Below are 21,713 nucleotides of genomic sequence, written 5' to 3'. Positions count from 1 at the left end.
GTGTGCGCTCGGACTGGACCCGCTCAAGCATAGAGGCCTCCCTCATTCTGGGTGCGTCTCGCCGCGCGGCGGCGCAGGATTTCGGCAATCGTCATCAGCACGAAGGACGCAAAAAGCAGCAAGGTGCCAAGCGCCAGCACGCCTGGGAGCTTGGCCGCGAAACGCAGCTGGCCCCAGATGTAGATCGGCAGCGTCGCCTCGGTGCCGGTGAGGAAGAAGGCGATGATGAACTCGTCCAGCGAGATGGTGAAGCAGACCAGCAGGCTGGAGATGATTGCCGGCGCGACCATCGGCAGCGTCACGCGCCGGAAGGTGCCGAAGGCGCTCTCGCCGAGATCGGCGGATGCCTCCTCGAGGCTGCGGTCGAAACCTTCGAAGCCGGAGGTCAGCACCGTCATCGAATAGGGGATGCAGACCAGCACATGGCCGAGCACGACGGTGAACAGCGACAGGCTGAGGCCCAGCTGCAGCATGACCAGCAGCATCGAGATGGCGACGATCACTTCCGGCAGCACCAGCGGCGCCATGATCAGGCCGTTGATGGTGCGCCGGCCGGGATAGCGGTAGCGGGTGATCGAACGGGCGGCCAGGATGCCGAGCACCGTCGACAGGATCGAGGCGGAGACGCCGACGATCAGGCTGTTCCAGGTGGCGTCGATCAGCGCCGGCGTTTTCGGCAGGTCCTCGTACCAGTGCAGCGTGACGCCGGAGAGCGGGAACTTTGGGGTCGCCGCCGTGTTGATCGAAAAGATCGGCAGGAAGATCACCGGCAGATAGAGGAAGAGGATGTAGAGGCCGGCATAGCTCGACAGCCAGCTGGGCAGGAAACGTCTGATCGCCGTCATCGCGCCAGCCTCTGGAGAGCCCGGATGATCAGCACCGTGGCGCCGGCCATCAACGAGACGATGACCATGGTGGTGACCGAGAGTGCCGCGCCCAGCGGCCAGTTCGACGCCTTGCCGAACTGCGCCTGGATGGCATTGGCGATCATGACGCCGTCCTTGCCGCCGACGAGCTTGGGCGTGACATAGTCGCCGACGGTCGGGATCATGACGATCAGCGCCGCCGAGATGACGCCCGGCACCGACAGCGGCAAGGTCACGCGCAGGAAGGAGCGCAGCGGCCCGTCGCCGAGATCGGTCGCCGCCTCGACCAGCGTGCGGTCGACCTTTTCGAGCGACACGAAGATCGGCAGGATGGCGAAGGTCGCCCAGGCGTGGGTGAGCGTGATGATGACGGCGCTCGAATTATACAGCAGCGCCGTCGACGGCTCGTCGATGATGCCCAGCCCCATCAGCCCGGAATTGAGCACGCCATTGTAGCCGAGGATCACTTTCCACGACATCACGCGCAGCAGGTAGCTGGTCCAGAACGGGATGGTGATGAGGAACAGCCACAGGCTCTTGTGGCGGCCGCCGTGGAAGGAAATGAAATAAGCGATCGGGTAGGCGAGCACCACGGTCAGCAGGCTGACCGTCAGCGAGATGTAGAGCGAGCGCCAGAGCAGGTCGCGGTAGATCGGCTCGGTCAGCGCGATCCGGTAATTCTCCAGCGTGAATGTATGGTCGATGGTGAGATAGTTCTGCGTCCAGAAGGAATGCGCAATGACGACCAGGATCGGCAGGACGAGGAGAATAAGGGCGTAGACGAAGGTCGGGCTGATCAAGGCAAAGCCCTGGACGGCTTCCGATTGCAGAAGGGGACTTCGTCTCATTCCCGCCACGCGCAGCGGGGGCGACCCTTCCGCAGCCGCCGTCATTGCAACGCTCCGGGCGCAATTTCAGTAGCTGGCTCGAACTGTCCCGCCATGCGGCCTTCCCATTGGTGACGCCGGCCGCCTGTTCCCGATTTTTGCTGGAACGCGATGGCTCCGTGGCTTGCCGGCTTTCTTTCATCATGAGCGTATCCGCCGATTGAAATCAAGCGATATTTCTGCAATATTGATTGAACGGACATTCAAAATGAAGTGATGAAAGCACGAAATTCCATGGTTTTCCGCGTCGTTTGATGTGCGACAAAATTTCTGCAACCCGATGATGTGAGGCGAAGATGGCGGCTCAAAGCAAGATCAAGGCAAGCGAACTCATCGAGCCTGGCGATGACGATGCGGTCGAGCTCGCCAAGCGCCATCTCGTCCAGCCCTGGCCCTATGCCGGCTCGGTCGGCGACGAGGCTCGTACGCTGATCGGCGAGGGCGACGGCATCTACATCACCGACGCCTCCGGCAAGCGGCTGATCGACGGTCCGGCCGGCATGTGGTGCATCAATGTCGGGCATCGCCGCGAGGAGCTGGCCAGGGTCATGTACGACCAGGCGATGGCACTCTCCTACAACACGCCCTGGTACACGATGAATGCGCCGTCAGCCGAGCTTGCACGTCGCATCGCAGATGCCGCTCCCGGCGACCTCAGCCACACCTTCTTCACCACCGGCGGCTCGTCGGCGGTGGAGACGGCGCTGCGCTTCATGCAGTTCTACAACAATGTGCGCGGACGGCCGGAGAAGAAGCTGATTCTCAGCCGCGGCGGCGCCTATCACGGCTCGACCTATCTGTCGGCCTCGCTGAACGGTCGCCCGCGCGATCACGACTGGATGGATGGCGCCGGCGATCTGGTGATCAAGCTTTCCTCGCCCGATCCGTTCCGCCGGCCGAAGGATATGAGCGTTGCCGCCTTCACCGATTTCCTGGTCGACCAGTTCCGCGACACGATCGTGCGCGTCGGCGCCGACCGAATCGGCGCCTTTGTCGGCGAGCCGGTGCAAGCCTCGGGCGGCGTCATCGTGCCGCCGGACGGCTATCTGAAGCGCATCCGCGAGATCTGCCGCGACAACGACATCCTCTATGTCTCGGACGAGGTGGTGACCGGCTTCGGACGGCTCGGCCACGTCTTTGCTTCCGGCGACGTGTTCGGCATCGACCCCGACATGATCACCTTCGCTAAGGGCGTCACCTCAGGCTATTTCCCGCTTGGCGGCGTCGTCATCTCGGAGCGGCTGCTGGAACAGCTGCGCCGCTCCAACCATCCCGACGCGCTGTTCGGCCATGGCCTCACCTACACCAGCCATCCGATCGGCTGCGCGGTGGCGCTGAAGAATCTCGATCTGCTGGAAGAGGGCGTGCTTCAGCACACCCGCGATATCGCGCCCTATTTCCAGGCGCAGCTGAAGACGCTGGAAGAGCTGCCGCTGGTCGGCGAGGTGCGCGGTCTCGGCCTGATGGGCTGCGTCGAATGCGTCGCCGACCGCGAGAGCAAGGACCCGCTGCAGCTCGACAAGAACGTCGGAAAACGCATCGACGCGCATTGCCACGAGCTCGGCCTTCTGGTGCGGCCGCTGATCAACATGTGCGTGATGTCGCCGCCGCTGATCATCAGCCGCGAGCAGGTCGACGACATGGTGGCGATCCTGCGCGAGGGGATTTCGCGGACGATGGATGATCTGAGGAAAGAAGGGGTCTGGCGGGGGTGAGGGTTCTTCCTTCTCCCCGTTTCACGGGGAGAAGGTGCCCAACGGGCGGATGAGGGGCGGCGCTGACATTGGCGATCGGCCGTGCTTGAGGGAACTCATCCGTCTGTGGTGACAAACTCGCTGGTCGGCGCAGCGCCGGTTTGCAAGATTTCAGTCTGACGATAGCCCTCCGAGGTTGACGGCGAGCCAATCGCGAAGCGCTGGCGCCGCCCCTCATCCGCCCTTCGGGCACCTTCTCCCCGTGGAACGGGGAGAAGGAAGGAGGCTAACCCCTCGACCTCAGCGCGTCGTTCAGCCCCCACATGTCCTTTTCCTCCGGCGCCGTCTCCAGATTGAGCACCGGGACCTGCCCGCGCAGGTGGTCGTGGTGGGTGCGCACGCCATATTCGAGGTCGGAGAGATAAAAACCCTCGAAGGCTTCCGACAGCATGGATTCGTTCGACCAGACCGAAAGCTGGACGTCCTCGTTCATGGTGTCGCGGTCGATGCGGTAGGCGAGGTAGCGCGCCGCAGCTTGTTCGCGCGTCTCGTCCTTGTAGCGGTAGACCGCGCCGCGCAGCAGCGTCTCGCCGGTGGACAACGGGAACTCCTGATAGAACTGCACGGATTCCGGCATGATCGACAGCGCGTTGTTGGGGAAGATGCCGTAATAGATCCAGGCCTTGCGCAGATGCTCCGGCAGATGCGTCGCGGCGGGCGCCAGCTTGATATACTCGCGCACGCTCCAGCGCCGTCCGGCATGCGGATTGTAGGTGGCGAAGGACCGCGACACGCCGTTGATGAAGGGCTCGTCGAAATAGGTCGCGCCATAGAGGTCCTGCAGCGCCGGATGCGCCATGGCGACGTGGTAGCCTTCATTGTCGACGTCGCGCACCGACTTCCAGTTGACCGGCGATTTCTGCGTCCAGATACCCCAGGACGGCACCATGTCGGCGACATTGTAATGCGCCATCTCGGCTTCGATCGGCTTCAGCAGCTCGGCGACGGAGGGCTGCGGACCGCCCTTGCGGAAGCGGATGAAGATGAAGCCCATCCAGATTTCGAGGTCGAGCGGCATCAGGCCGAACTCGGTCTTGTCGAGCTCGGGGAAAGAGCGGGGGCGCGCGGCGCCGCGTAGCGTGCCGTCGAGATTATAAACCCAGCCATGGAACGGGCAGACCAGCGCGTTCTTGCAACTGCCTTGACTGTCGGCGACGACGCGGCTGCCGCGGTGGCGGCACATGTTGTTGAAGGCGCGCACGACGCCGTCCTTGCCGCGCACGATCAGCGCGCGCTCGCCGATGACGTCCATGGTCAGATAGTCGCCTGGATTCGGCACGTCGGAGACATGGCCTGCGATCTGCCAGTGATTGCGAAAGACATATTCCTTCTCGAGCTCGAGAAGCGCGTTGGAGTGATAACTCCACCCCGGCAAACCCCGCCGGTCCCAATCGTTGGGGATCGCCACGTCACGGAGGTGCGGGTTCATGGGAATGCTCTTCTTTTTGTTGAATACTCATTCAATATAAACATATTTTTCTTTGAAATGCAATGGTTTGTGAGAAAATGGAAATTTCGTGACGACGAGCTCAGGCTTGCCTAAGCCGGAAAAATCCCGGAAAATCCGGGCCTTAATCGAGGAAGCGAAACAGTGATTCCGTGCGCGGATCGCCACTTCGGAGAAGGCCTGTTTCGATGTCTCTCAGGCGGGCGGTAGCCCTCGATTCAGTGTGTGCTTGTGTGACGCGGCTTACAGTTCGCTTCGTGTAACAGGCGCATATGTCCCCGCGACCAGCTTCGACAGCCATCGAATGGTTGCGGCAGGGCGAGAGGCCAACGCCCTACGCCTGTTTCAATCTTGTTACACAGGCACTTGTCGCAATCATTCGGCTGTTACCTGGCGCGATTAAGTTCGTTTCATAGCCAAAAAGAAAGATAATGAAGGGAACAATCCGATGTTCGCGAAAGTCCGCATTGCCGATGCCAACCGTCGCCTGCATGGCCCGGAGCGCAATGATCGCCGGCCGAAGCTTGCATTGCGCCAGCGCGCCAGCGACCATCCAATGGCGATGTTCATGCTGATCGGCGCCTGTGCCTTCGCCGGCATGCTGGTTGCTCCCGCCTCCGGACCTGCTTTCGCCTCGATCAATCCGCCGGCCAATGTCGTCGAGGGCGCGCAGACCACGCTCAGGACCGCCCGCCTGCCGGAACGCTCGATCGACTTTGCCTGCAAGGGCCAGAATTGGGGCGCCGAGAGCGTCGATTGCTTGCGCGCCATCGCCGAGCAGTCCGGCCAGCACCGGGAGCGCGCGATACGCATGATCGCCAACGCCGCGCCGCTCACCAACACGCCGAACGTTTTTTAAGTCCTCCCCTGAGCGCACCCTCCTGCGCTCCAGTCAGGCTCCCGCCGCGAAGTCGGTCGGGAGCCTCTTTTTTTTCGGCTCTGTCGGTATTCAGGTGAGGCCGGCCTGCGAAGGGTAGCTTCCTGCGCTTCCGGTGCTCACGTACTGAAAGTACGCTCCGCTCCGGTTCTCGGAATCCACCCTTCTCGGCTCGGCCTGACCTGAATCTCGACAGACCCTACAGCGACGCCAGAACAAGGTTCGCCGCGCCTCCTTACGAATCCCTGTTGGCTCCGCGTCAGTCCGCTCAGATGTGAGCGCCGTTGTCGGCGGCGGCCTCGTCGGCGACGGTCGAGAGGACGCCGCGGACGTCGAGGGTCGAGAACGGCTTCTCCAGGATCTGCGGCCGCTGTTGCGGTGGCAGCGCCTCGATCTCCGCCTTGGCGCCGATGAGGTCGCCGGTCACCAGCACGAAGCGCTTGGCCAGAGCGGGCTGCTGCGAGAGCAGCTCACGGTAGATCGCAATGCCGCTGATGCCCGGCATACGCAGGTCGGAAAAGACGATGTCCGGCGGCATATGTCCGGTGAGCACATCGGCGGCGGACGTCCAGCTTGCCACCACACGCGACTTCAGCCCCATCAGCTCCAGTATATCCGAAAGCGAACCCGCGACGTCGGGCTCGTCGTCGATGATCAATGCATGGCGCAACCCGCTCGAGCGCGCCGGCCCTTCACCCGCGCTTGCGGCGCCGCCGGCAATAGCCGGCAGTTGCACGACGAAGCGCGCACCGTGCGGCTCAACCTCCTCGAACCAGATATTGCCATTGTGGCGCTCGACGATCGATTTCGAGATCGACAGGCCGATGCCGGTGCCGACCCCAACTGGCTTGGTGGTGAAATAGGATTCGAAGATGCGTGAACGGATCGCCTCGGGAATGCCGGGGCCGTTGTCCTCGACGGAGAAGCCCGGATTGCCGCGCTCGTTGCGGAACGTCCGCACCTTGATGGTCCGCTCGCCGGTGATGCCGACAAGCGCGTGCTGGCTGTTGATGAGGAAATTCGCCGCCACCTGCGTGATGTGGTCGGCGTCAGCCATGGCGAGCAGCGGCCCGGTGGCGAAATCGGTGTCGATGATGATGCCGCTGGAGCGCGCGCCATAGGCGGTGACCTCGAGCGCCGAGCGCATCACCTGGTTGAGATCGGTCTCGGCCTGCTCGGTCGGGTGCAGCCGCACCATCGACAGGAAGCTCTTGACGATGCGGCCGCAGCGCTCGGCCGCGGCGCGCACCTTCTCGGCGCGCACCTTGGTCTGCGGGTCGCCGGCGAATTCATGCAGCAGCGTCGACTGCGCCACCACCACCGCCAGCGGGTTGTTGAGCTCATGCGAGACACCGGCGAGCAGCGAACCCATCGCCGCCATCTTCTCGTTCTGGTGCAGCTTCTCGCGCTGGCGGTTGATCTCTTCCTCGGCATGCAGCTTTTCGCGCAGGTCGCGGATCGAGCCGAAGATCAGCCGGCGGTCGGCGACGCGCATCTCCGTCGCGGTCAATTCGATCGGGAAGATTTCGCCGGCGGCGTTCTGCGTGACGGTCTCCAGCCGCTGGCCGACCATCGGCGCGCCGCGGCCGGCCATGTATTCGGCGCCCGAGGCGTAGCCTTTGCGGTAGTAGATCGGAACGATGGTGTTGAGCAGGTCCTTGCCGAGGATGGCGCTGCGCGGATAGCCGAACATCTTCTCGGCCGCCGGGTTGAACTCGATGATCGAGCCCGCCTCGTCGATGACGATGATGGCGTCGAGCGAGGCCTGCAGCATGGTGCGGCGGATCACTTCGCTGGCATGCGCCTCGGATGGCGAGCGCTCGATGGCGTCGCCGATGGCCAGGGCGATGATGTGCAGCGTCGCTTCTTCCTCGTCCGTCCATGCGCGCTCGGCGACGCAGTCGTTGACGGCAAGCGTGCCCCAAAGGTGACCATGCGCAAACACCGAGACCGACAGGAACGACTTGATGTTCTGCTTCTGGAAATCGGTCCGCAGGAAACCGTCGAGGTCGCGCGTGTGGCCGGAGAAGATCTTGCCTTGCCGCTCGTCCTCCTGCAGCCGCTCCAGCAGCGTGTCCGAGTTGATGATCGACTGCATGATCACCGTGGGCGATGCCAGTTCGCCACCGAAATCCGGGTCGATCCAGTAAGCGGCGACGGACTGCGCGAAGCCCTCGCCCGGCAATTCGCGCAGCCGGAAAAGGATGCCGCGCTGGCATTCCATTTTTCGGCACATCGTTTCCAGTATGCCATCCATCTCGCGCTGCCAGTCGCCCGCCTCGCGCAGGCGGCGCACGACATGGACGGCCGCCATCGCGGCACCGCCCGGACGCGAGCCGTGCATATCGGTGCGTGCTGCATCAGCAGTCATGGTCGGCCGTCTCTCGGAGCCCGCTCAACCACGTCGCGTCAATGGATAGAGCGATGAGCTTAAGCCAGTGTTTTTGATGCATGTCGTTTCCCAAAACCGCTGCGCATTTTTGGGCAACATGCATTGGGCGAGTTCAATTGCTGTCGCCGCTCGGCAGCGAGAAGATATAGCCTTCGCCGCGCACCGTGCGCAGGAATTTTGGATTGGCGGGGTCGGCCTCGATCTTCTTGCGCAATCGCATGATGCGGATGTCGACCGCGCGCGACGATTCCGGATCTTCCACGAAGCCGATGGCTTCGGAAATGGTCGCCCGCGTCAGGAGCCGGTTGACGCGGGTGAGGAAAACCTCGAGCACGTCGAACTCGCTCTTGGCCATCTCGATGACCGCACCATTGGCGCCGGTGACCAGGCGGCCGTCGAAATCGGCCTGGAAGCCGCCGAAATTCATGAAGCGGCGGTTGACGGTTTCGGCCTTCGCCGGTTGCGGCTCAGCCGGCTGCGGCACTCGGCGCAGCACGCTGCGCACCCGCGCCAGCACTTCGCGCAATTCGTACGGCTTGACGATGTAATCGTCGGCGCCGAGTTCCAGCCCGACGATGCGGTCGAGCGCGGTACCGGCGGCGGTGGCATAGATGATGCCGATCTGTGTCTTCGAGCGCAGCCAGCGGCCGAGCGACAGCCCATCCTCGCCGGGCATGGCGATGTCGAGGATGGCAATGTGGAAGGACTGCGCCTCGAACAGCGTGCGTGCCGCTGCGGCACTCTCGGCGGTGACGACGTCATAGCCGCTCGCGCCAAGATACTCGGCCACGGCCTCCCTCAGATCCGGTTCGTCCTCGACGACAATTATGCGTGCCTTCACAACGCGCTCGCTCCCGCTTTCAGTGGAAAGTAGATTGGGTATAAACATGATGTCCAGCACTCATCTCGAGTTGTCTGTGGCGGGAGTGGAGAAAATGGCCGCACGATCCGTCATTGCGCTTGTATCGGTCGCCGAAGTGGTGGCGGGCGATCTCGCCGACCATCTCGACCGACGCGGGCACGACGTGCGCCAGGCGCGCCAGCCCTGGGAGGCGGAGACGCTGCTTTCGGCCGGTGGCATCGATGTCGTGGTTGTCGGCGACGACGTCACCCAGGCCGAGGGCCGTGAACTGCTCAGGCGCTATAGCGGCCAGGGCGGGGGCGGCGAGGGCGGTCCCGACTTCATCCTGATCTGCCGGCCGCGCGACCTCGTCGACAAAGTGCTGGCGCTCGAGCTCGGTGCCGCCGATGTGATCGAAAGCCCGCTCAACGTGCGTGAGCTTGCCGCGCGTATCGGCGGCTTGCTGACCAGACGCGGCAGGGCGGCCGGGGAACTGATCGTGCTGGAGAACGCCACCGTCGACCTGCGGTCGGCCATGGTCATGCATCGCTCCGGAACGGAGGATCAGCTTTCTCCCGGGCAGGTGGCGTTGCTCAAGCTGTTTCTGGCCAGCCCGCGCAAGGTGCTGACGCGCGACGACATCATTGCCGCGGCACCCGCCGAGAATGCCGACGCTTTCGACCGTTCGATCGATTCTCGCATCGTGCGGCTGCGCCGCAAGCTCGACACCGAGACCATCACCACCATCAGGGGCGCCGGCTACCGTTTCGATCCGCCGGCGCCGCGCACCGAATGAGTTAGAGAGAAAAGGGCCGTTGAGCATCGGATCCCCCAAAGCGATGCAAACTTGGGTCCGACGCTGGCGCTCAGCGCACCACGATGACCGAGTGTCCAGTTGGAATGTCGGCGCTGGCGGTTATCTCGGTCTGGGCGCGCTCCTTGAGCAGCACCGTGGCCAGCGCGGCAAAGCCCAGCAGGCCCTGCGCGTAAAGCAGCGCGGAAAGCACGGAGGCAGCAAATCTCGTATTCATCTCGATCAATCCCCTATCTCGAAAATCGTCGGTGCTTCAGGAAACTCCCGAAGCGCCCGCGCCGCTGACGGAGCCCCCCGCTGCGGCGCGGGCCTTCGGTCCTCTCGGCAGCAAGTAGCCGGAGGGGCCGCGTGTCCTCATCAACCGAAGGCCGACCCGCCAGAGGGCCTTCAGCCGGTGGACACGCAGGCTGGAAACAATCCAGACCGTGGCGATGAACAGAGCCATGTGCAGCGTCGAAACCTCGCCGGACGTCATCGCCGCCAGCGTCGTCGCCGGGTTGCCGGCCACTGAGCCGGCGCCGCCGATCACGATCGCCGCGACACTGATCCTGAGAAACCAGGAGCGGAGGTTCGATTTCCTGCCCATTTTCGTTTGCTGATGTCTGTTCCCGTTGCGTCAAATCTGACGTCGGCCTGTATCAACATCATGCCGCCGTGGCCGCGCTTTGTTGCAGATTGGTTTCGAAAATGGCTACGTGTCTTTCATATAGGCACGAAATGAACTTTCGTTTTCGGCCTTGGCTCATTGTGCGACAGCTGACCGCCCTGCCTGGAAAGAATCCGCAGCACCGCGCCGCGAGGCTTGCTGTTAACTTTTGGAAACGAATTCGAAACAGAAACGAGTATCAAGCGAAATAGGTCTGAAACGGACGCGCCCGATAAGTGCCCCATCGAAATTGAAGCCGGACACAACGGCAAAAAACAGAGAGGGATCGTCATGCACACCGCCATTTCCGCCAAGCTCATCCATGTCACCGCCGCCGCGCTTACCGGTGCGGCGCTGCTATTCGGGGCAGGCAATGCCGCCCACGCCAATCAGATCGTCGCCACGGTTTCGCTGTCGCAGCAGGTCATGGAGGTCAGGGTCGATGGCCGGCCGACCTTCACCTGGAAGGTGTCGACTGGCGACAGGGCGCACATCACGCCGACCGGTTCGTTCAAGCCGACACGCATGCATGAGATGTGGTATTCGAAGAAATACGACAACGCGCCGATGCCGCATTCGGTGTTCTTCAGTGGCGGTTACGCGGTGCACGCCACCTACGCCGTCAACCGCCTCGGCCATCCGGCCTCGCATGGCTGCGTGCGGCTCCATCCCGATGCGGCGGCCGATTTCTACCAGCTGGTCGAGGCCTTCGGCCCCGGCAACACCAGCATCGTCATCGTCAAGTAACGGGCTGGGTTAAGGTAACGAACTGGATCAAGTAGCAGGCAGGTTGCCGCCTTCCGTGATGTAAGCCGAAGCCGTGAGGCAGCCGCCAAGAAAAGAGGCCGGAAATTCCGGCCTCTTTTGTTTTTCAGCTCTCGATGCCGGTCAGCTCGGCAGCGCCGGCATCAGCGTCGGATCGGGCTTCTCGGCAAGGTGCGGCAGATCCTTGCTGGCGATGAAGGTGTAGAACATCGGCACGACGAAGAGCGTGAACATGGTGCCGACCAGGATGCCGGTGAAGATGACCAGGCCCATCGAGTAGCGCGCGGCGGCGCCCGCGCCGCTGGAGACGATCAGCGGCACGACGCCGAGCGCCATGGCCGCCGTCGTCATCAGGATCGGCCGCAGGCGCACCTTGGCCGAGGCAATGATGGCGTCGCGCCGGCGCATGCCGTGCATCTCGCGCTGCTGATTGGCGAACTCGACCAGCAGAATGCCGTGCTTGGTGATGAGGCCGATCAGCGTGATCAGGCCGACCTGGGTGTAGATGTTGAGCGTTCCCAGGCCGATGTTGAGCGGCACGATCGCGCCGAAGATCGACAGCGGCACCGCCATCATGATGATCAGCGGGTCGCGGAAGCTCTCGAACTGGGCCGCCAGCACCAGATAGATCACGACCACGGCCGCGGCGAAGGCGATCAGGATGGTGTTGCCTTGCTCCTTCTCCTGCCGCGACTGGCCGGAATAGTCGACGAAGAAGGTGTCGGGCAGGGTCTCCTTGGCAAGGTTCTCCAGCACCTGCAAGCCGTCGCCGGTGGTGACACCCGGCAGAGGCAGGGCCGAGATCGTCGAGGAGTTCAGCTGGTTGAACTGCTCGATGGCAGCCGGCGAGGCGTTGGTCGAAATCTTCACCACCGCCGACAGCGGCACCATCTTGCCGTCGACGCTGCGAACGAAATACTCGCCGAGCTTCTCGGGATTGTCGCGGAACTCCTGCGGTACCTGCGGGATGATGTCGTAGCTGTTGGAATCACGGTCGAACTGCGCCACCTCGGCGCCGCCGACGAGCAGCGTCAAAGTATTGCCGATATCGGCAATCGGCAGGTTCAACGCCGCGGCGCGCTCGCGGTCGATGGTGACGGTCACCTGCGGCGCATCGTAAGCCATCGAGTTCTGTACGACGATGAAGCGGCCCGAAGCCTGCGCCTTTTTCTTGATCTTTTCCGCCTGCTCGAAGACCTCCGCGGGGTTGCCCGTGGAGCGCACGACCATGGAAATCGGCAAGCCGCCGCCGGAACCGGGCAGCGTCGGCGGTGCGAAGACAAAGGCCTCGACGCCCGCCACCTTGGCGAGGCGGCCCTGGATGTCGGCCTGGAGCTCTTTCGAGCTGCGCTTGCGCTCCGCCCAGTCCTTGAAGGCGAAACCGACGAAGGCGCCGTTGGTCGCGCCGCCGAAGGCGACGGCCGAGAACTGCGCCCTGGTCTCCGGGATATCCCTCACCAGGCTGAGCATCTGGTTGACATAGGTCTCCGTGTAGTCCGATGTCGCGTAGCGCGGCGCGGTTACGATCGAGAGCAGGAAGCCCTGATCTTCTTCCGGCGCCAGCTCGGTCGAGGTCTTGGTGAACATGAAGCCGGTGAGCGCGACGAGCGCCACGACGATGATCAGCGTCACCGGCCGGTTTCTCAGCGAAGCGGTGACCGCACGCTCGTAGACATGCTCGACGCGGCTGAAGATGCCATCGACGATGCGCTGGAAGCGGCCATGCGCGCCGGCCTTCAGGAGGCGCGCCGACATCATCGGCGTGATGGTCACCGCGATCAGGCCGGACAGCACCACGGAACCGGCAAGCGTGACCGCGAATTCGCGGAACAGCGCGCCCGTCAGGCCGCCGGTGAAGGCAAGCGGCGCGAACACCGCGGCCAGTGTGATGGTCATGGCGACGATGGCCGAGAAGATCTCGCGCATGCCGTTGAAGGCCGCCTGCATCGGCGACATGTGGTCTTCTTCCATGTGGCGGTGGATGTTTTCCACCACCACGATGGCGTCGTCGACGACGAGGCCGATCGCCAGCACCATGGCAAGCAGCGACAGAAGATTGATCGAGTAGCCGACCGCAAACAGGATGAAGCACACGCCGATCAGCGACAGCGGGATCGTCACGATCGGCATCATGACCGAGCGAAACGAACCGAGGAACAGAAGGATGACCACGATGACGATGGCGACCGCCTCGCCGATGGTCTTGAACACTTCCTCGATCGAGGCGCTGATCTGCCCGGTCGCGTCATAGACGACCTCGATCGTCATGCCTTTCGGAAGCGTTTCCTGGATCTGCGGCACGAGCTTGGTGAGCGCCGCCGCCGTCGTCAGCGGGTTGGCCGCCGGTGTCGGGAAGATGGCAAGGAAGGTTCCCGGCTTGCCGTTGAAGCTTACCCTGGTGTCGGTACTCTCGGCGCCGAGCTCGACGCGCGCGACATCGCGCAAGCGCACCACCTGGCCATCCGTCGAGCGGATCGGAAGCTGAGCGAAGGCCTCAGGCGTCTGCAACGTCGAATGCACGGCGATCGAGGAGACCACATACTCGTTCTGGGTGTTGCCGGGCGCCGACAGGAAGTTCGAGTTGTTGATCGCGGTCAGCACGTCCACGGCCGTGGCACCTCGAGCGGCGAGCCGGATCGGGTCGATCCAGACGCGCATCGAATATTCCTGGGCGCCGAAGACCTGAACGTCGGCGACGCCTTCCACGGTCGAAATGCGCGGACGAATGACGCGCTCGATATATTCGGTGAGCTGCTCCTTCGTCATGTTCGGATTCTGCATCGAGATATACATCATCGCGAACTGCTGGCCGGTGCCCTTGACGATCACCGGGTCCTTGGAGGCATCCGGCAAGGTCCCGCGCACGCCCTGGACCTTGGACAGCACCTCGGTGAGCGCGACGTCCGGATTGGACCCGAGCTTCATCTGCACCGTCACCGTGCTCGACGACGGGCGGCTCGACGAGGTCACGTAGTCGATGTTTTCGGTGGAGGCGACGGCGCGCGCGATCGGGGCCGATATGAAGCCCTGGATGAGATCGGCGCTGGCGCCCGGATAGGCCGTGGTGATGGTGATCGCGGTCTCGTCAACCTTGGGATACTGGCGGATCGACAGGTTGAAGATGCCCTGGAATCCCAGAAGCAGGATCATGCAGGCGAGCACCGTCGATAGGACAGGCCGACGGATGAAGAGGTCGGAGAAGCTCATTGCTGGACCTGCTTATTCGCCGATTTGCTGGGGTCGATGGTGTTGTCGACGGCAACCGACATGCCGTTGAAGAGCCGGTTCTGGCCGGCGGTGACGACCTGGTCGCCATCCTTCAGGCCCTCGGCGATCTCGACCATGCCGTTGTTGCGGCGGCCGAGCTTCACGAACACTTGCGAGATGGTGCGCGCGGGCTGTTGCGCTGCGTTGGCCGGTTTGGCGCCGTCCGCGGTTGGCTTGGCGTCTTCAGCGGGCTTCATCGCATTGTCAGCGGGCTTTGCCGCGCTGTCGGCTGGCTTGGAGGCGTCAGCTTGCGGCTTGGCCGCCTCGCCGGCCGCCTTGTCGGCGCCGGCCTTCTGCTCGTCCGGCTTTGCCGGCGCGGCAGCGGCACCCTCGGCAGGCTTTGCCGGCTCGACGACGAAAACAAAATCGCCATAGAGGCTCGTCGTCACCGCCGTCTGCGGCACGGAGATGACGTTGTTTTCCTGCGGCAGCTCGACACGGATCTGCACGAACTGGCCTGGGGTCAGCTTGCCTTCCGGATTGGCGACCTCGCCGCGTATCGAAACCAGCCGGCTTGCCGGATCGATCTTGGGGTCGATGCCGCGAATGGAACCGGCAAAGGACATGTCGGTCAGATTGCTGCCCAGCTTGACGGTCTGGCCGATCTTGAGCAGCGGCAGCTGCTGTTCGGGAACCGTGAAGTCGACCCGCATCGTGTCCAAATCCTGGATCGTCACCACCGAGTTGCCGGGGGTCAGATACTGGCCGACGTCGATCTTCGGAATGCCGACCGTGCCGCCGAAGGGCGCGGACAATTGCTTCTGATCGAGCACGGCCTGCATCTTGTTCACCTGCGCGGCCGAGGCGTCCGCCGCGGCACGCGCGGCGTCGAGCGTCGCGTCGGTGCCGACGCCCCGCCGCTGCAATTCGATGGCGCGGGTCAGCGCCGCCTGATCGGAAGCGGCCTGCGCCTTCTGCGCTACCAGATCGGCTTTCTCGACCGCGTCGTCCAATTGCAGGAGCACCGCGTCGGCGGCGACCTTCTGGTTGGCGTGGAAGAGGATCTCCTTGACGATGCCGCTGGTCTCGACGGTGAGGTCGACGCCGCGCACCGCATTGACGGTGCCGATCGCCTCGACGCCGGGGGTCCATTCGGCCGGCTTGACCGTAACGGTCGAGACCGTCGCGGCCGGCGGCTTCATGGTGGCAAAGAATTGCTTGATGCCGGCATCGCGCATGAAGTTGAAGCCCACGATGCCGACGCACACCAGGGCGAGCAAAAGCAAGAATCCGGCGATGATGAAAAAGCGCTTCACGGACAGTCCCCTCGAGCCGGCAACCGGCAAAACAATCGATGCCGGGACACATATCGACGACAGGTCCCAATTTCAAATGGCGCGCCTTACTGTACCGGCTGGACGGTCTTGTCAATTCCGCCTAGGCTAATGTAGGGGAGCCGGGATGAGAGCACGCAGGGCAAACTCGCGCGAAAAGATACTTGCCGCCGCTGCCGCCGTGGCGCGCGAGGCAGGCCCGGGAAGCCTGTCGCTCGAGGCGGTCGCCAGCCGCGCCGGCGTGTCGAAAGGCGGGCTGCTCTACAATTTTCCGACCAAGGCCAAGCTGATGCAGGGGCTTGTCGAGAACTATCTCAGCGACTTCCAGAAGGCGCTGGAAGCACGCGCCGCCGAGGCCGGCCATGAAAGCGTGCTTTCGGCCTACATCAAGCTGTCGGCCGACGATTGCGAGCAGCCCAAACCCTCGGCTTCATGGATGTTCTCGGCGATCGCGGAGGACCCCGATTTCCTGACGCCGATAAAGGCGTTCAAACGACAGCTGTTCGAACGGCTGAAGGAGGAAACGGACGACCTCGGCTCGCTGCTGGTCTGCTTTCTCGCCATCGAGGGGATGCGCAGCATGAATCTCTTCGATTCAGACGTGCTGTCCGAGAGCGAGCGCCAGTTGCTCGTCGCCACGCTCCTGAAGATAGCCGGATAGGTCACCAGACGATTTGGTCGTGACCAAACGGTTAACAGCGTCACACCAGCTTCATCCTGGAGACATAGCGTCCTTCCCGGTTCTTTGCTGCAATGCAAATGGAGTGGGACAATGGTGGACGTAGTTTCCAGTGAGGCGGGGATCCCGAGACCGGATCATCCCCTAGAACAATCAGGCGGCGCCAAATGGTTCCTGCCGGCTTTCGGCGTGCTGGTGCTCGTCGGCGTCATCTATGTCGGCTATGCGCTCAGCCAGGATCTGGCGATCGCCAAGACGGTGCCCTGGATCCTGCTCGGCATCGCCCTTCTGATTGCGCTGGGCTTCGAGTTCGTCAACGGCTTCCACGATACCGCCAACGCGGTCGCCACAGTCATCTACACGCGGTCGCTGCCGGCTGAATTCGCCGTCATGTGGTCGGGTGTCTTCAACTTCCTCGGCGTCTTGACCTCGAGCGGCGCGGTGGCGTTCGGCATCCTGTCGCTGCTGCCGGTCGAGCTCATCCTGCAGGTCGGCTCGTCATCGGGCTTCGCGATGGTGTTCGCCCTTCTGGTCGCCGCCATCCTGTGGAACCTGGGCACGTGGTTCCTCGGCCTGCCGGCTTCGAGCTCGCACACCATGGTCGGTTCGATCATCGGCGTCGGCCTCGCCAACCAGTTCATGGCCCCGGCAGGAAGCGCCACCAGCGGCGTCGACTGGGGCCAGGCGACCAATGTCGGCACCACCTTGCTGGTCTCGCCGATCGTCGGCTTCTTTGCCGCGGCCGTGCTGCTCTATGCGATGAAGCTCTTGGTGCGCAATCCGGCGCTCTACGAAGCGCCGAAGGGCAACACGCCGCCGCCATGGTGGATCCGCGCGCTGCTCATCTTCACCTGCACCGGCGTCAGCTTCGCGCATGGTTCCAATGATGGCCAGAAGGGCATGGGCCTGATCATGCTGATCCTGATCGGCGTGGTGCCGACCGCCTATGCGCTCAACCGCACGCCGGACATCAACTATCTCGACGCCTACAAGGCGGCCTCGGTCGCCGTCGAGCAGGCTCTGGGCAAGTACGTCAAGCCCGGCGTCACCGTCGCGGATGCCAATGCCGCAAAGGCGGCGGTTCAGGAAGCCGTGCGCAGCAAGTCGTGGAACGACCAGACGACGGTCGCGCTGCAGACCTACATTCACAACACGACCGCCGAGCTGCAGCCCTACGCCTCGGTCGACAATGTTCCGACCGATCTGGTCAGCAACGCGCGCAACGACATCTATCTGATCGGTGAAGCGTTGAAGCTGATCGACAAGAAGAAGCTGCTGCCGATGCAGCCCGCCGACCTCAACGCTGTCACCGACTATCATAAGGCGGTCGACAACGCGACGAAGTTCATCCCGCTCTGGGTGAAGGTGGCGGTGGCGCTGGCGCTCGGCCTGGGCACCATGGTCGGCTGGAAGCGCATCGTCGTCACGGTCGGCGAGAAGATCGGCAAGAGCCACCTGACCTACGGCCAGGGCGCCGCCGCCGAGCTGGTCGCCATGGTCACCATCGGCATGGCCGACCGTCTCGGCCTGCCGGTGTCGACCACGCATGTGCTGTCGTCCGGCGTCGCCGGCACGATGGCGGCCAATGGTTCCGGCCTGCAATGGTCGACCGTGCGAAACCTTCTCTTGGCCTGGGTGCTGACGCTGCCCTGCTCGATCGCGCTGGCCTTCGTGCTGTTCGTGATCTTCCGCCAGGTCTTCTGAGCCCATCGGGCCGCATCGGCTCAAAACTGACCGACTGAAGAGACGGCGCCGTTCGCGGCGCCGTCTTTCGTTTTCCGAATTCAGTCGATGGCGACAGGCTCCCGCCGAAAAGCCTGCTGATGCAAAAAAGAAACCGCCGCCCGTTTGGGCGGCGGCGATCGCCATCGCGGCAGCTATTCAGGCGTCAGGTCGGGTCTTCGCGGTGCAGGTCGTGGATGGCGACACCCTCGACATTGGTGGGCAGCATCAGCCACTTCTTGTGGCGCAGCGTGCGCTCGGTGTCCTCCAGGCCCATCTCCCAATGCTCGCGCATGGAGGTGCCCGAGAACTCATAGTCCTTGGCGTGGCCCTCATAGCCTTTGTGCTGGTAGATCAGGTGGACGATGTTGACCACGCCGGCGTTGGAATAGTCGGCGATCAGCTCCTTCTCGCCGTCCTTGAGCTGTTCCGGCGGCACGCGCTTCAGCGCATCGAGCAGCTTCATCTTCAACGCATGGATGCGCTCGAAATTGTCGGTATTCTGGCGCGTGCGGCTCGAATACATGATGTCCTTGTGGCGCGACAGGACATCGGCCATGCCGCGCGGCAGCACGCCCCGCGCGCTGAACAGATCGACCTGGAAGACGAGCGAGGAGCGGTCCTCTTCCTGGTCGAGCAGATATTGCAGAGGCGTGTTGGAGACGATGCCGCCATCCCAGTAATACTCGCCCTCGATGCGGATCGAGGGGAAGGCTGGCGGCAGCGCGCCGCTCGCCATGATGTGCTCCGGCCCGATGCGCACCTTGTCGGTGTCGAAATAGACGAAATTGCCGGTCCTGACATTGACCGCGCCGACGCTCAGCCGCTTCTTGCCGTCGTTCAGCACGTCGAAGTCGATCAGGCTCTCCAGCGTGTCCTTGAGCTCGGCGGTGTCGTAGAAGCTGGTGGCGCCTTCCGCACCCGAGAGCTGGAACCAGGGGTTGGGACTGCGCGGCTTGAAGAAGCCGGGCTGGCCCATGGCCATGGTCATCCATGACGAAGTCTGGTTGCGGATATCGCGATAGATGTCGCCTTCGGGTGTATGGGCCCAGATCTTGCGGCCCGAGATCGTTTGCCAGAACTGTTCCAGTCGCTGCAGGCGGCGGCTCGGCTCGTTGCCGGCGATGATCGAGGCGTTGATGGCTCCGATCGAGACGCCGGAAAGCCAGGTCGGTTCGCAGCCGGCATCGGCAAGCGCCTGGTAGACGCCGGCCTGATAGGCACCGAGCGCGCCGCCGCCCTGGAAGACCAGCGCGACGCGGTCATATTGCGCGGTGATCTCCTGGATGGTGGCGGCGGCGGTCTTGTTGCGGGTGCGCTCAAGCACTGACTTTCTCCAGCTCGCTCGCGCCGGCAGCGGATTGGCCGCGGTCGGCGAGGTAATCATGGACGACTTCGCCGAGACCCAGCGTCAGGTCGGCGGTGAAATGAACGGCCGAGACGATGTCCAACACCGGCAGCTTCGCGACATCGGCCATGACATGCGGGCGAAGGTCGAGCGCGGCGGGCGCCGTCCAGGCTTCCTTCAGCGCGACGTCGGTCAGGTAATAGCGGACCAGCTCGCAAATGCGCGGTGAGCCGTCGACATGCGGGATGATCTTGATCAGGAAATTGGGCGCTGCGAGCGAGGCGAGCACCTGGTCGTGATCGGCTTCGCGATGCTTGTAGCCCATTGTGCCGGTGGCGCACAGAACGCTGCCATAGTGCAGCGTGCCGACCACCACTTCGCCTTCATGCACGATCTTGGGGCTGGCGAGCTTCTTCGGGAAACCCCACAGCTCGCGGCCGCCGGCGATCGGGGCGTCGTCGTCGAGATACATGGAATGGACATAGCCGCCATGCTGGCCCTTGTAGCGCACCGGGATGACCTGGCCGGTCTCGGTGTAATCGCCGAAGCCGGTCGAGTCCGGCATGCGGATGAACTCATACTTGACCAGCGGTTCGTCGATCTCGAGCGGCGCCGGCACGACGGCCTCGAGAGCTTCGCGCGTCGTGCGGTAGGTGATGATGATGTATTCGCGGTCGAAGAAACGGTAGGGGCCGGGCGGGAAGGACGGATTGGTGAGCGGCATCGCATAGGCGCGCTTCACGACATCGTCGATTTCCAAGCTATTCACCCATCGGTTCAGGAACGACATGCGCGGAACGCGCGGCAGGATATGTTGCACGGCACCATGACAGTGCCATGTCATCCCCATCGAGCGCCAGCTCTGCGGGCGCCTGACAGCATCACAACATTGTAATCCCTACGACATATGGTCATGGCATTGTCGTGCTGCGGCGCACAAACTATGTGCCCTTATGCTCACTTCCCTCCTGTCGCGAGATCTCCCATGGGTTCCCTGTCTTCGAAGAATGCGCTCGTCACCGGCTCGACCAGCGGCATCGGCCTTGCAATCGCCCGCGCCTTTGCCGCCGAGGGCGCCAACGTCACCATCAACGGCCTGGGCGATGCCGCGGCGATCGAGCAGGAGCGGGCCGGCATCGAGAAGGATTTCGGCGTCAAGTGCCGTTACTCGGACGCCAACATGATGGACGGCGCCGCCGTCACCGCCATGATCCATGACGCCGAGGCAGCGTTCGGCAGCCTCGATATCCTGGTCAACAACGCGGGTATCCAGCATGTCGCGCCGATCGAGGATTTTCCCGACGACAAGTGGGAGGCCATCATCCGCATCAACCTTCTGGCCGCCTTCTATGCGATCAAGGCGGTGGTGCCCGGCATGAAGCAGCGTAAGTGGGGTCGCATCATCAACACGGCTTCCGCGCACGCGCTGGTCGCCTCGCCATTCAAGTCGGCCTATGTCTCGGCCAAGCATGGCATTGCCGGCCTGACCAAGACCGTGGCGCTGGAAGTGGCGCAAAACGGCATCACCGTGAATGCGATCGCGCCCGGCTATGTCTGGACCCCACTGGTCGAGAAGCAGATCCCCGACACGATGAAGGCGCGTGGCATGACCGAGGAGCAGGTCAAGCACGATGTGCTGCTCGCGGCGCAGCCGACCAAGGAATTCGTCACCGTCGAGGAACTCGCGGCCTTTACGCTGTTTTTGTGCACCGACGCGGCCAAGCAGATCACCGGCACGACCTTGCCTATGGATGGCGGCTGGACGGCGCAGTAAGGCCCGACGGCATTTCGTGGGGCGAGGCGGGGCGGGGGCCCGCCTTGCTCGACAATTGGATTCTGTCGGTAGCTAATCAAGTTGTCCGGTTTGGTAGCACGTCATTTGTCCGCTTCAGTTTTGCGTCGAAGCGGTTCACGCAGCTCTGCCGATTGAGCATCCGTCCAGGATTGGTGCGCCATCTGAGGTGTATGTGGCAATGCGGCGCGGTCCGTGGAAGATTGCGAGTGTTCCGTCAGTGTATTGCCTGACCTTGACGGTGGCTTTGACGAAGTGGTGTCGGATCGGGCTTTGCGGCAGTTGCAATCTGAGCCGCGCGAAGGCGACGGTATTGTCGCGGGCAACGACACGCTCTTCTTG

19 protein-coding genes are annotated in these 21,713 nt (G+C 63.3%); 7 read left to right on the top strand and 12 right to left on the bottom strand.

Going from position 1 to position 21,713, the window contains the following annotated elements; translation table 11 throughout:
- Window positions 1-23: 23 nt before the first annotated feature.
- The 3 genes from DPM33_RS28765 to DPM33_RS36425 are packed head-to-tail and all read right to left on the bottom strand — an operon-like array spanning window position 24 to window position 1,938.
- Window positions 24-845, bottom strand: a complete 822-nt coding sequence (locus DPM33_RS28765; protein WP_112100785.1) for an ABC transporter permease — start codon at window positions 843-845, stop codon at window positions 24-26.
- Window positions 842-1,759 (bottom strand): ABC transporter permease, encoded by a 918-nt coding sequence (locus tag DPM33_RS28760; protein WP_112100784.1) that lies wholly within the window; start codon window positions 1,757-1,759, stop codon window positions 842-844. The genes DPM33_RS28765 and DPM33_RS28760 overlap by 4 nt, the downstream gene beginning before the upstream one ends.
- Window positions 1,756-1,938, bottom strand: coding sequence for a hypothetical protein (locus tag DPM33_RS36425; protein ID WP_167449261.1), 183 nt, complete (start codon window positions 1,936-1,938; stop codon window positions 1,756-1,758). The genes DPM33_RS28760 and DPM33_RS36425 overlap by 4 nt, the downstream gene beginning before the upstream one ends.
- Before the next feature lie 111 nt (window positions 1,939-2,049).
- Here DPM33_RS36425 and DPM33_RS28755 point away from each other — a divergent pair, with 111 nt between their 5' ends.
- On the top strand, window positions 2,050-3,468 hold the full coding sequence (locus tag DPM33_RS28755) for an aminotransferase (RefSeq protein ID WP_112100783.1): 1,419 nt from the start codon (window positions 2,050-2,052) through the stop codon (window positions 3,466-3,468).
- A 265-nt stretch (window positions 3,469-3,733) separates the two neighbouring features.
- Here DPM33_RS28755 and DPM33_RS28750 read toward each other — a convergent pair whose 3' ends face one another.
- On the bottom strand, window positions 3,734-4,936 hold the full coding sequence (locus tag DPM33_RS28750; RefSeq protein WP_112100782.1) for an aromatic ring-hydroxylating oxygenase subunit alpha: 1,203 nt from the start codon (window positions 4,934-4,936) through the stop codon (window positions 3,734-3,736).
- 466 nt (window positions 4,937-5,402) lie between these two features.
- Here DPM33_RS28750 and DPM33_RS28745 point away from each other — a divergent pair, with 466 nt between their 5' ends.
- The gene (locus DPM33_RS28745; protein ID WP_112100781.1) at window positions 5,403-5,813 is read left to right on the top strand and encodes a hypothetical protein; all 411 of its coding nucleotides are present in this window, start codon (window positions 5,403-5,405) and stop codon (window positions 5,811-5,813) included.
- Window positions 5,814-6,099: 286 nt separating this feature from the next.
- Here DPM33_RS28745 and DPM33_RS28740 read toward each other — a convergent pair whose 3' ends face one another.
- Window positions 6,100-8,202, bottom strand: a complete 2,103-nt coding sequence (locus DPM33_RS28740; RefSeq protein ID WP_167449260.1) for a sensor histidine kinase — start codon at window positions 8,200-8,202, stop codon at window positions 6,100-6,102.
- 133 nt (window positions 8,203-8,335) lie between these two features.
- A complete protein-coding gene (locus tag DPM33_RS28735; protein WP_167449259.1) occupies window positions 8,336-9,064 on the bottom strand; it encodes a response regulator in 729 nt (242 codons plus the stop codon).
- Between the two features lie 94 nt (window positions 9,065-9,158).
- Between DPM33_RS28735 and DPM33_RS28730 the strand changes: the two genes are divergently transcribed.
- Entirely contained in the window at window positions 9,159-9,860 is a 702-nt protein-coding gene (locus tag DPM33_RS28730; protein ID WP_112100780.1) for a response regulator transcription factor, read from the top strand.
- A gap of 70 nt (window positions 9,861-9,930) precedes the next feature.
- Here the strand turns inward: DPM33_RS28730 and DPM33_RS36420 are convergent, their stop codons facing one another.
- Window positions 9,931-10,095, bottom strand: a complete 165-nt coding sequence (locus tag DPM33_RS36420) for a hypothetical protein (protein ID WP_167449258.1) — start codon at window positions 10,093-10,095, stop codon at window positions 9,931-9,933.
- A 36-nt stretch (window positions 10,096-10,131) separates the two neighbouring features.
- The gene (locus DPM33_RS28725; protein WP_112100779.1) at window positions 10,132-10,464 is read right to left on the bottom strand and encodes a hypothetical protein; all 333 of its coding nucleotides are present in this window, start codon (window positions 10,462-10,464) and stop codon (window positions 10,132-10,134) included.
- A 351-nt stretch (window positions 10,465-10,815) separates the two neighbouring features.
- On the opposite strand from DPM33_RS28725, the gene DPM33_RS28720 reads away from it, so the two are divergent.
- Complete coding sequence (locus tag DPM33_RS28720) at window positions 10,816-11,271, top strand: L,D-transpeptidase (protein ID WP_112100778.1); 456 nt, start codon at window positions 10,816-10,818, stop codon at window positions 11,269-11,271.
- A 141-nt stretch (window positions 11,272-11,412) separates the two neighbouring features.
- Here DPM33_RS28720 and DPM33_RS28715 read toward each other — a convergent pair whose 3' ends face one another.
- Window positions 11,413-14,496, bottom strand: coding sequence for an efflux RND transporter permease subunit (locus tag DPM33_RS28715; RefSeq protein ID WP_112100777.1), 3,084 nt, complete (start codon window positions 14,494-14,496; stop codon window positions 11,413-11,415).
- Entirely contained in the window at window positions 14,493-15,812 is a 1,320-nt protein-coding gene (locus DPM33_RS28710) for an efflux RND transporter periplasmic adaptor subunit (RefSeq protein ID WP_245442443.1), read from the bottom strand. The genes DPM33_RS28715 and DPM33_RS28710 overlap by 4 nt, the downstream gene beginning before the upstream one ends.
- Window positions 15,813-15,957: 145 nt before the next feature.
- Between DPM33_RS28710 and DPM33_RS28705 the strand changes: the two genes are divergently transcribed.
- Together DPM33_RS28705 and DPM33_RS28700 are read left to right on the top strand one after the other, a co-directional pair.
- Window positions 15,958-16,491 carry a TetR/AcrR family transcriptional regulator gene (locus DPM33_RS28705; protein ID WP_112100776.1) on the top strand — a complete coding sequence of 178 codons (534 nt, stop codon included), beginning with the start codon at window positions 15,958-15,960 and terminating at the stop codon, window positions 16,489-16,491.
- Between the two features lie 111 nt (window positions 16,492-16,602).
- Complete coding sequence (locus DPM33_RS28700; protein WP_112100775.1) at window positions 16,603-18,213, top strand: inorganic phosphate transporter; 1,611 nt, start codon at window positions 16,603-16,605, stop codon at window positions 18,211-18,213.
- A 184-nt stretch (window positions 18,214-18,397) separates the two neighbouring features.
- On the opposite strand, the gene DPM33_RS28695 is transcribed toward DPM33_RS28700, so the two are convergent.
- Window positions 18,398-19,558: a patatin-like phospholipase family protein gene (locus tag DPM33_RS28695; protein ID WP_112100774.1), complete on the bottom strand. Its 1,161-nt coding sequence runs from the start codon at window positions 19,556-19,558 to the stop codon at window positions 18,398-18,400.
- The gene (locus tag DPM33_RS28690) at window positions 19,551-20,339 is read right to left on the bottom strand and encodes an acetoacetate decarboxylase (protein WP_112100875.1); all 789 of its coding nucleotides are present in this window, start codon (window positions 20,337-20,339) and stop codon (window positions 19,551-19,553) included. The genes DPM33_RS28695 and DPM33_RS28690 overlap by 8 nt, the downstream gene beginning before the upstream one ends.
- 225 nt (window positions 20,340-20,564) lie before the next feature.
- Here DPM33_RS28690 and DPM33_RS28685 point away from each other — a divergent pair, with 225 nt between their 5' ends.
- Entirely contained in the window at window positions 20,565-21,353 is a 789-nt protein-coding gene (locus tag DPM33_RS28685) for a 3-hydroxybutyrate dehydrogenase (RefSeq protein ID WP_112100773.1), read from the top strand.
- The last annotated feature ends 360 nt before the right edge of the window (window positions 21,354-21,713 follow it).

This window comes from Mesorhizobium hawassense, assembly GCF_003289945.1.
Classification (GTDB): domain Bacteria; phylum Pseudomonadota; class Alphaproteobacteria; order Rhizobiales; family Rhizobiaceae; genus Mesorhizobium; species Mesorhizobium hawassense.
This window is presented reverse-complemented; position numbering and strand designations above follow the sequence as displayed.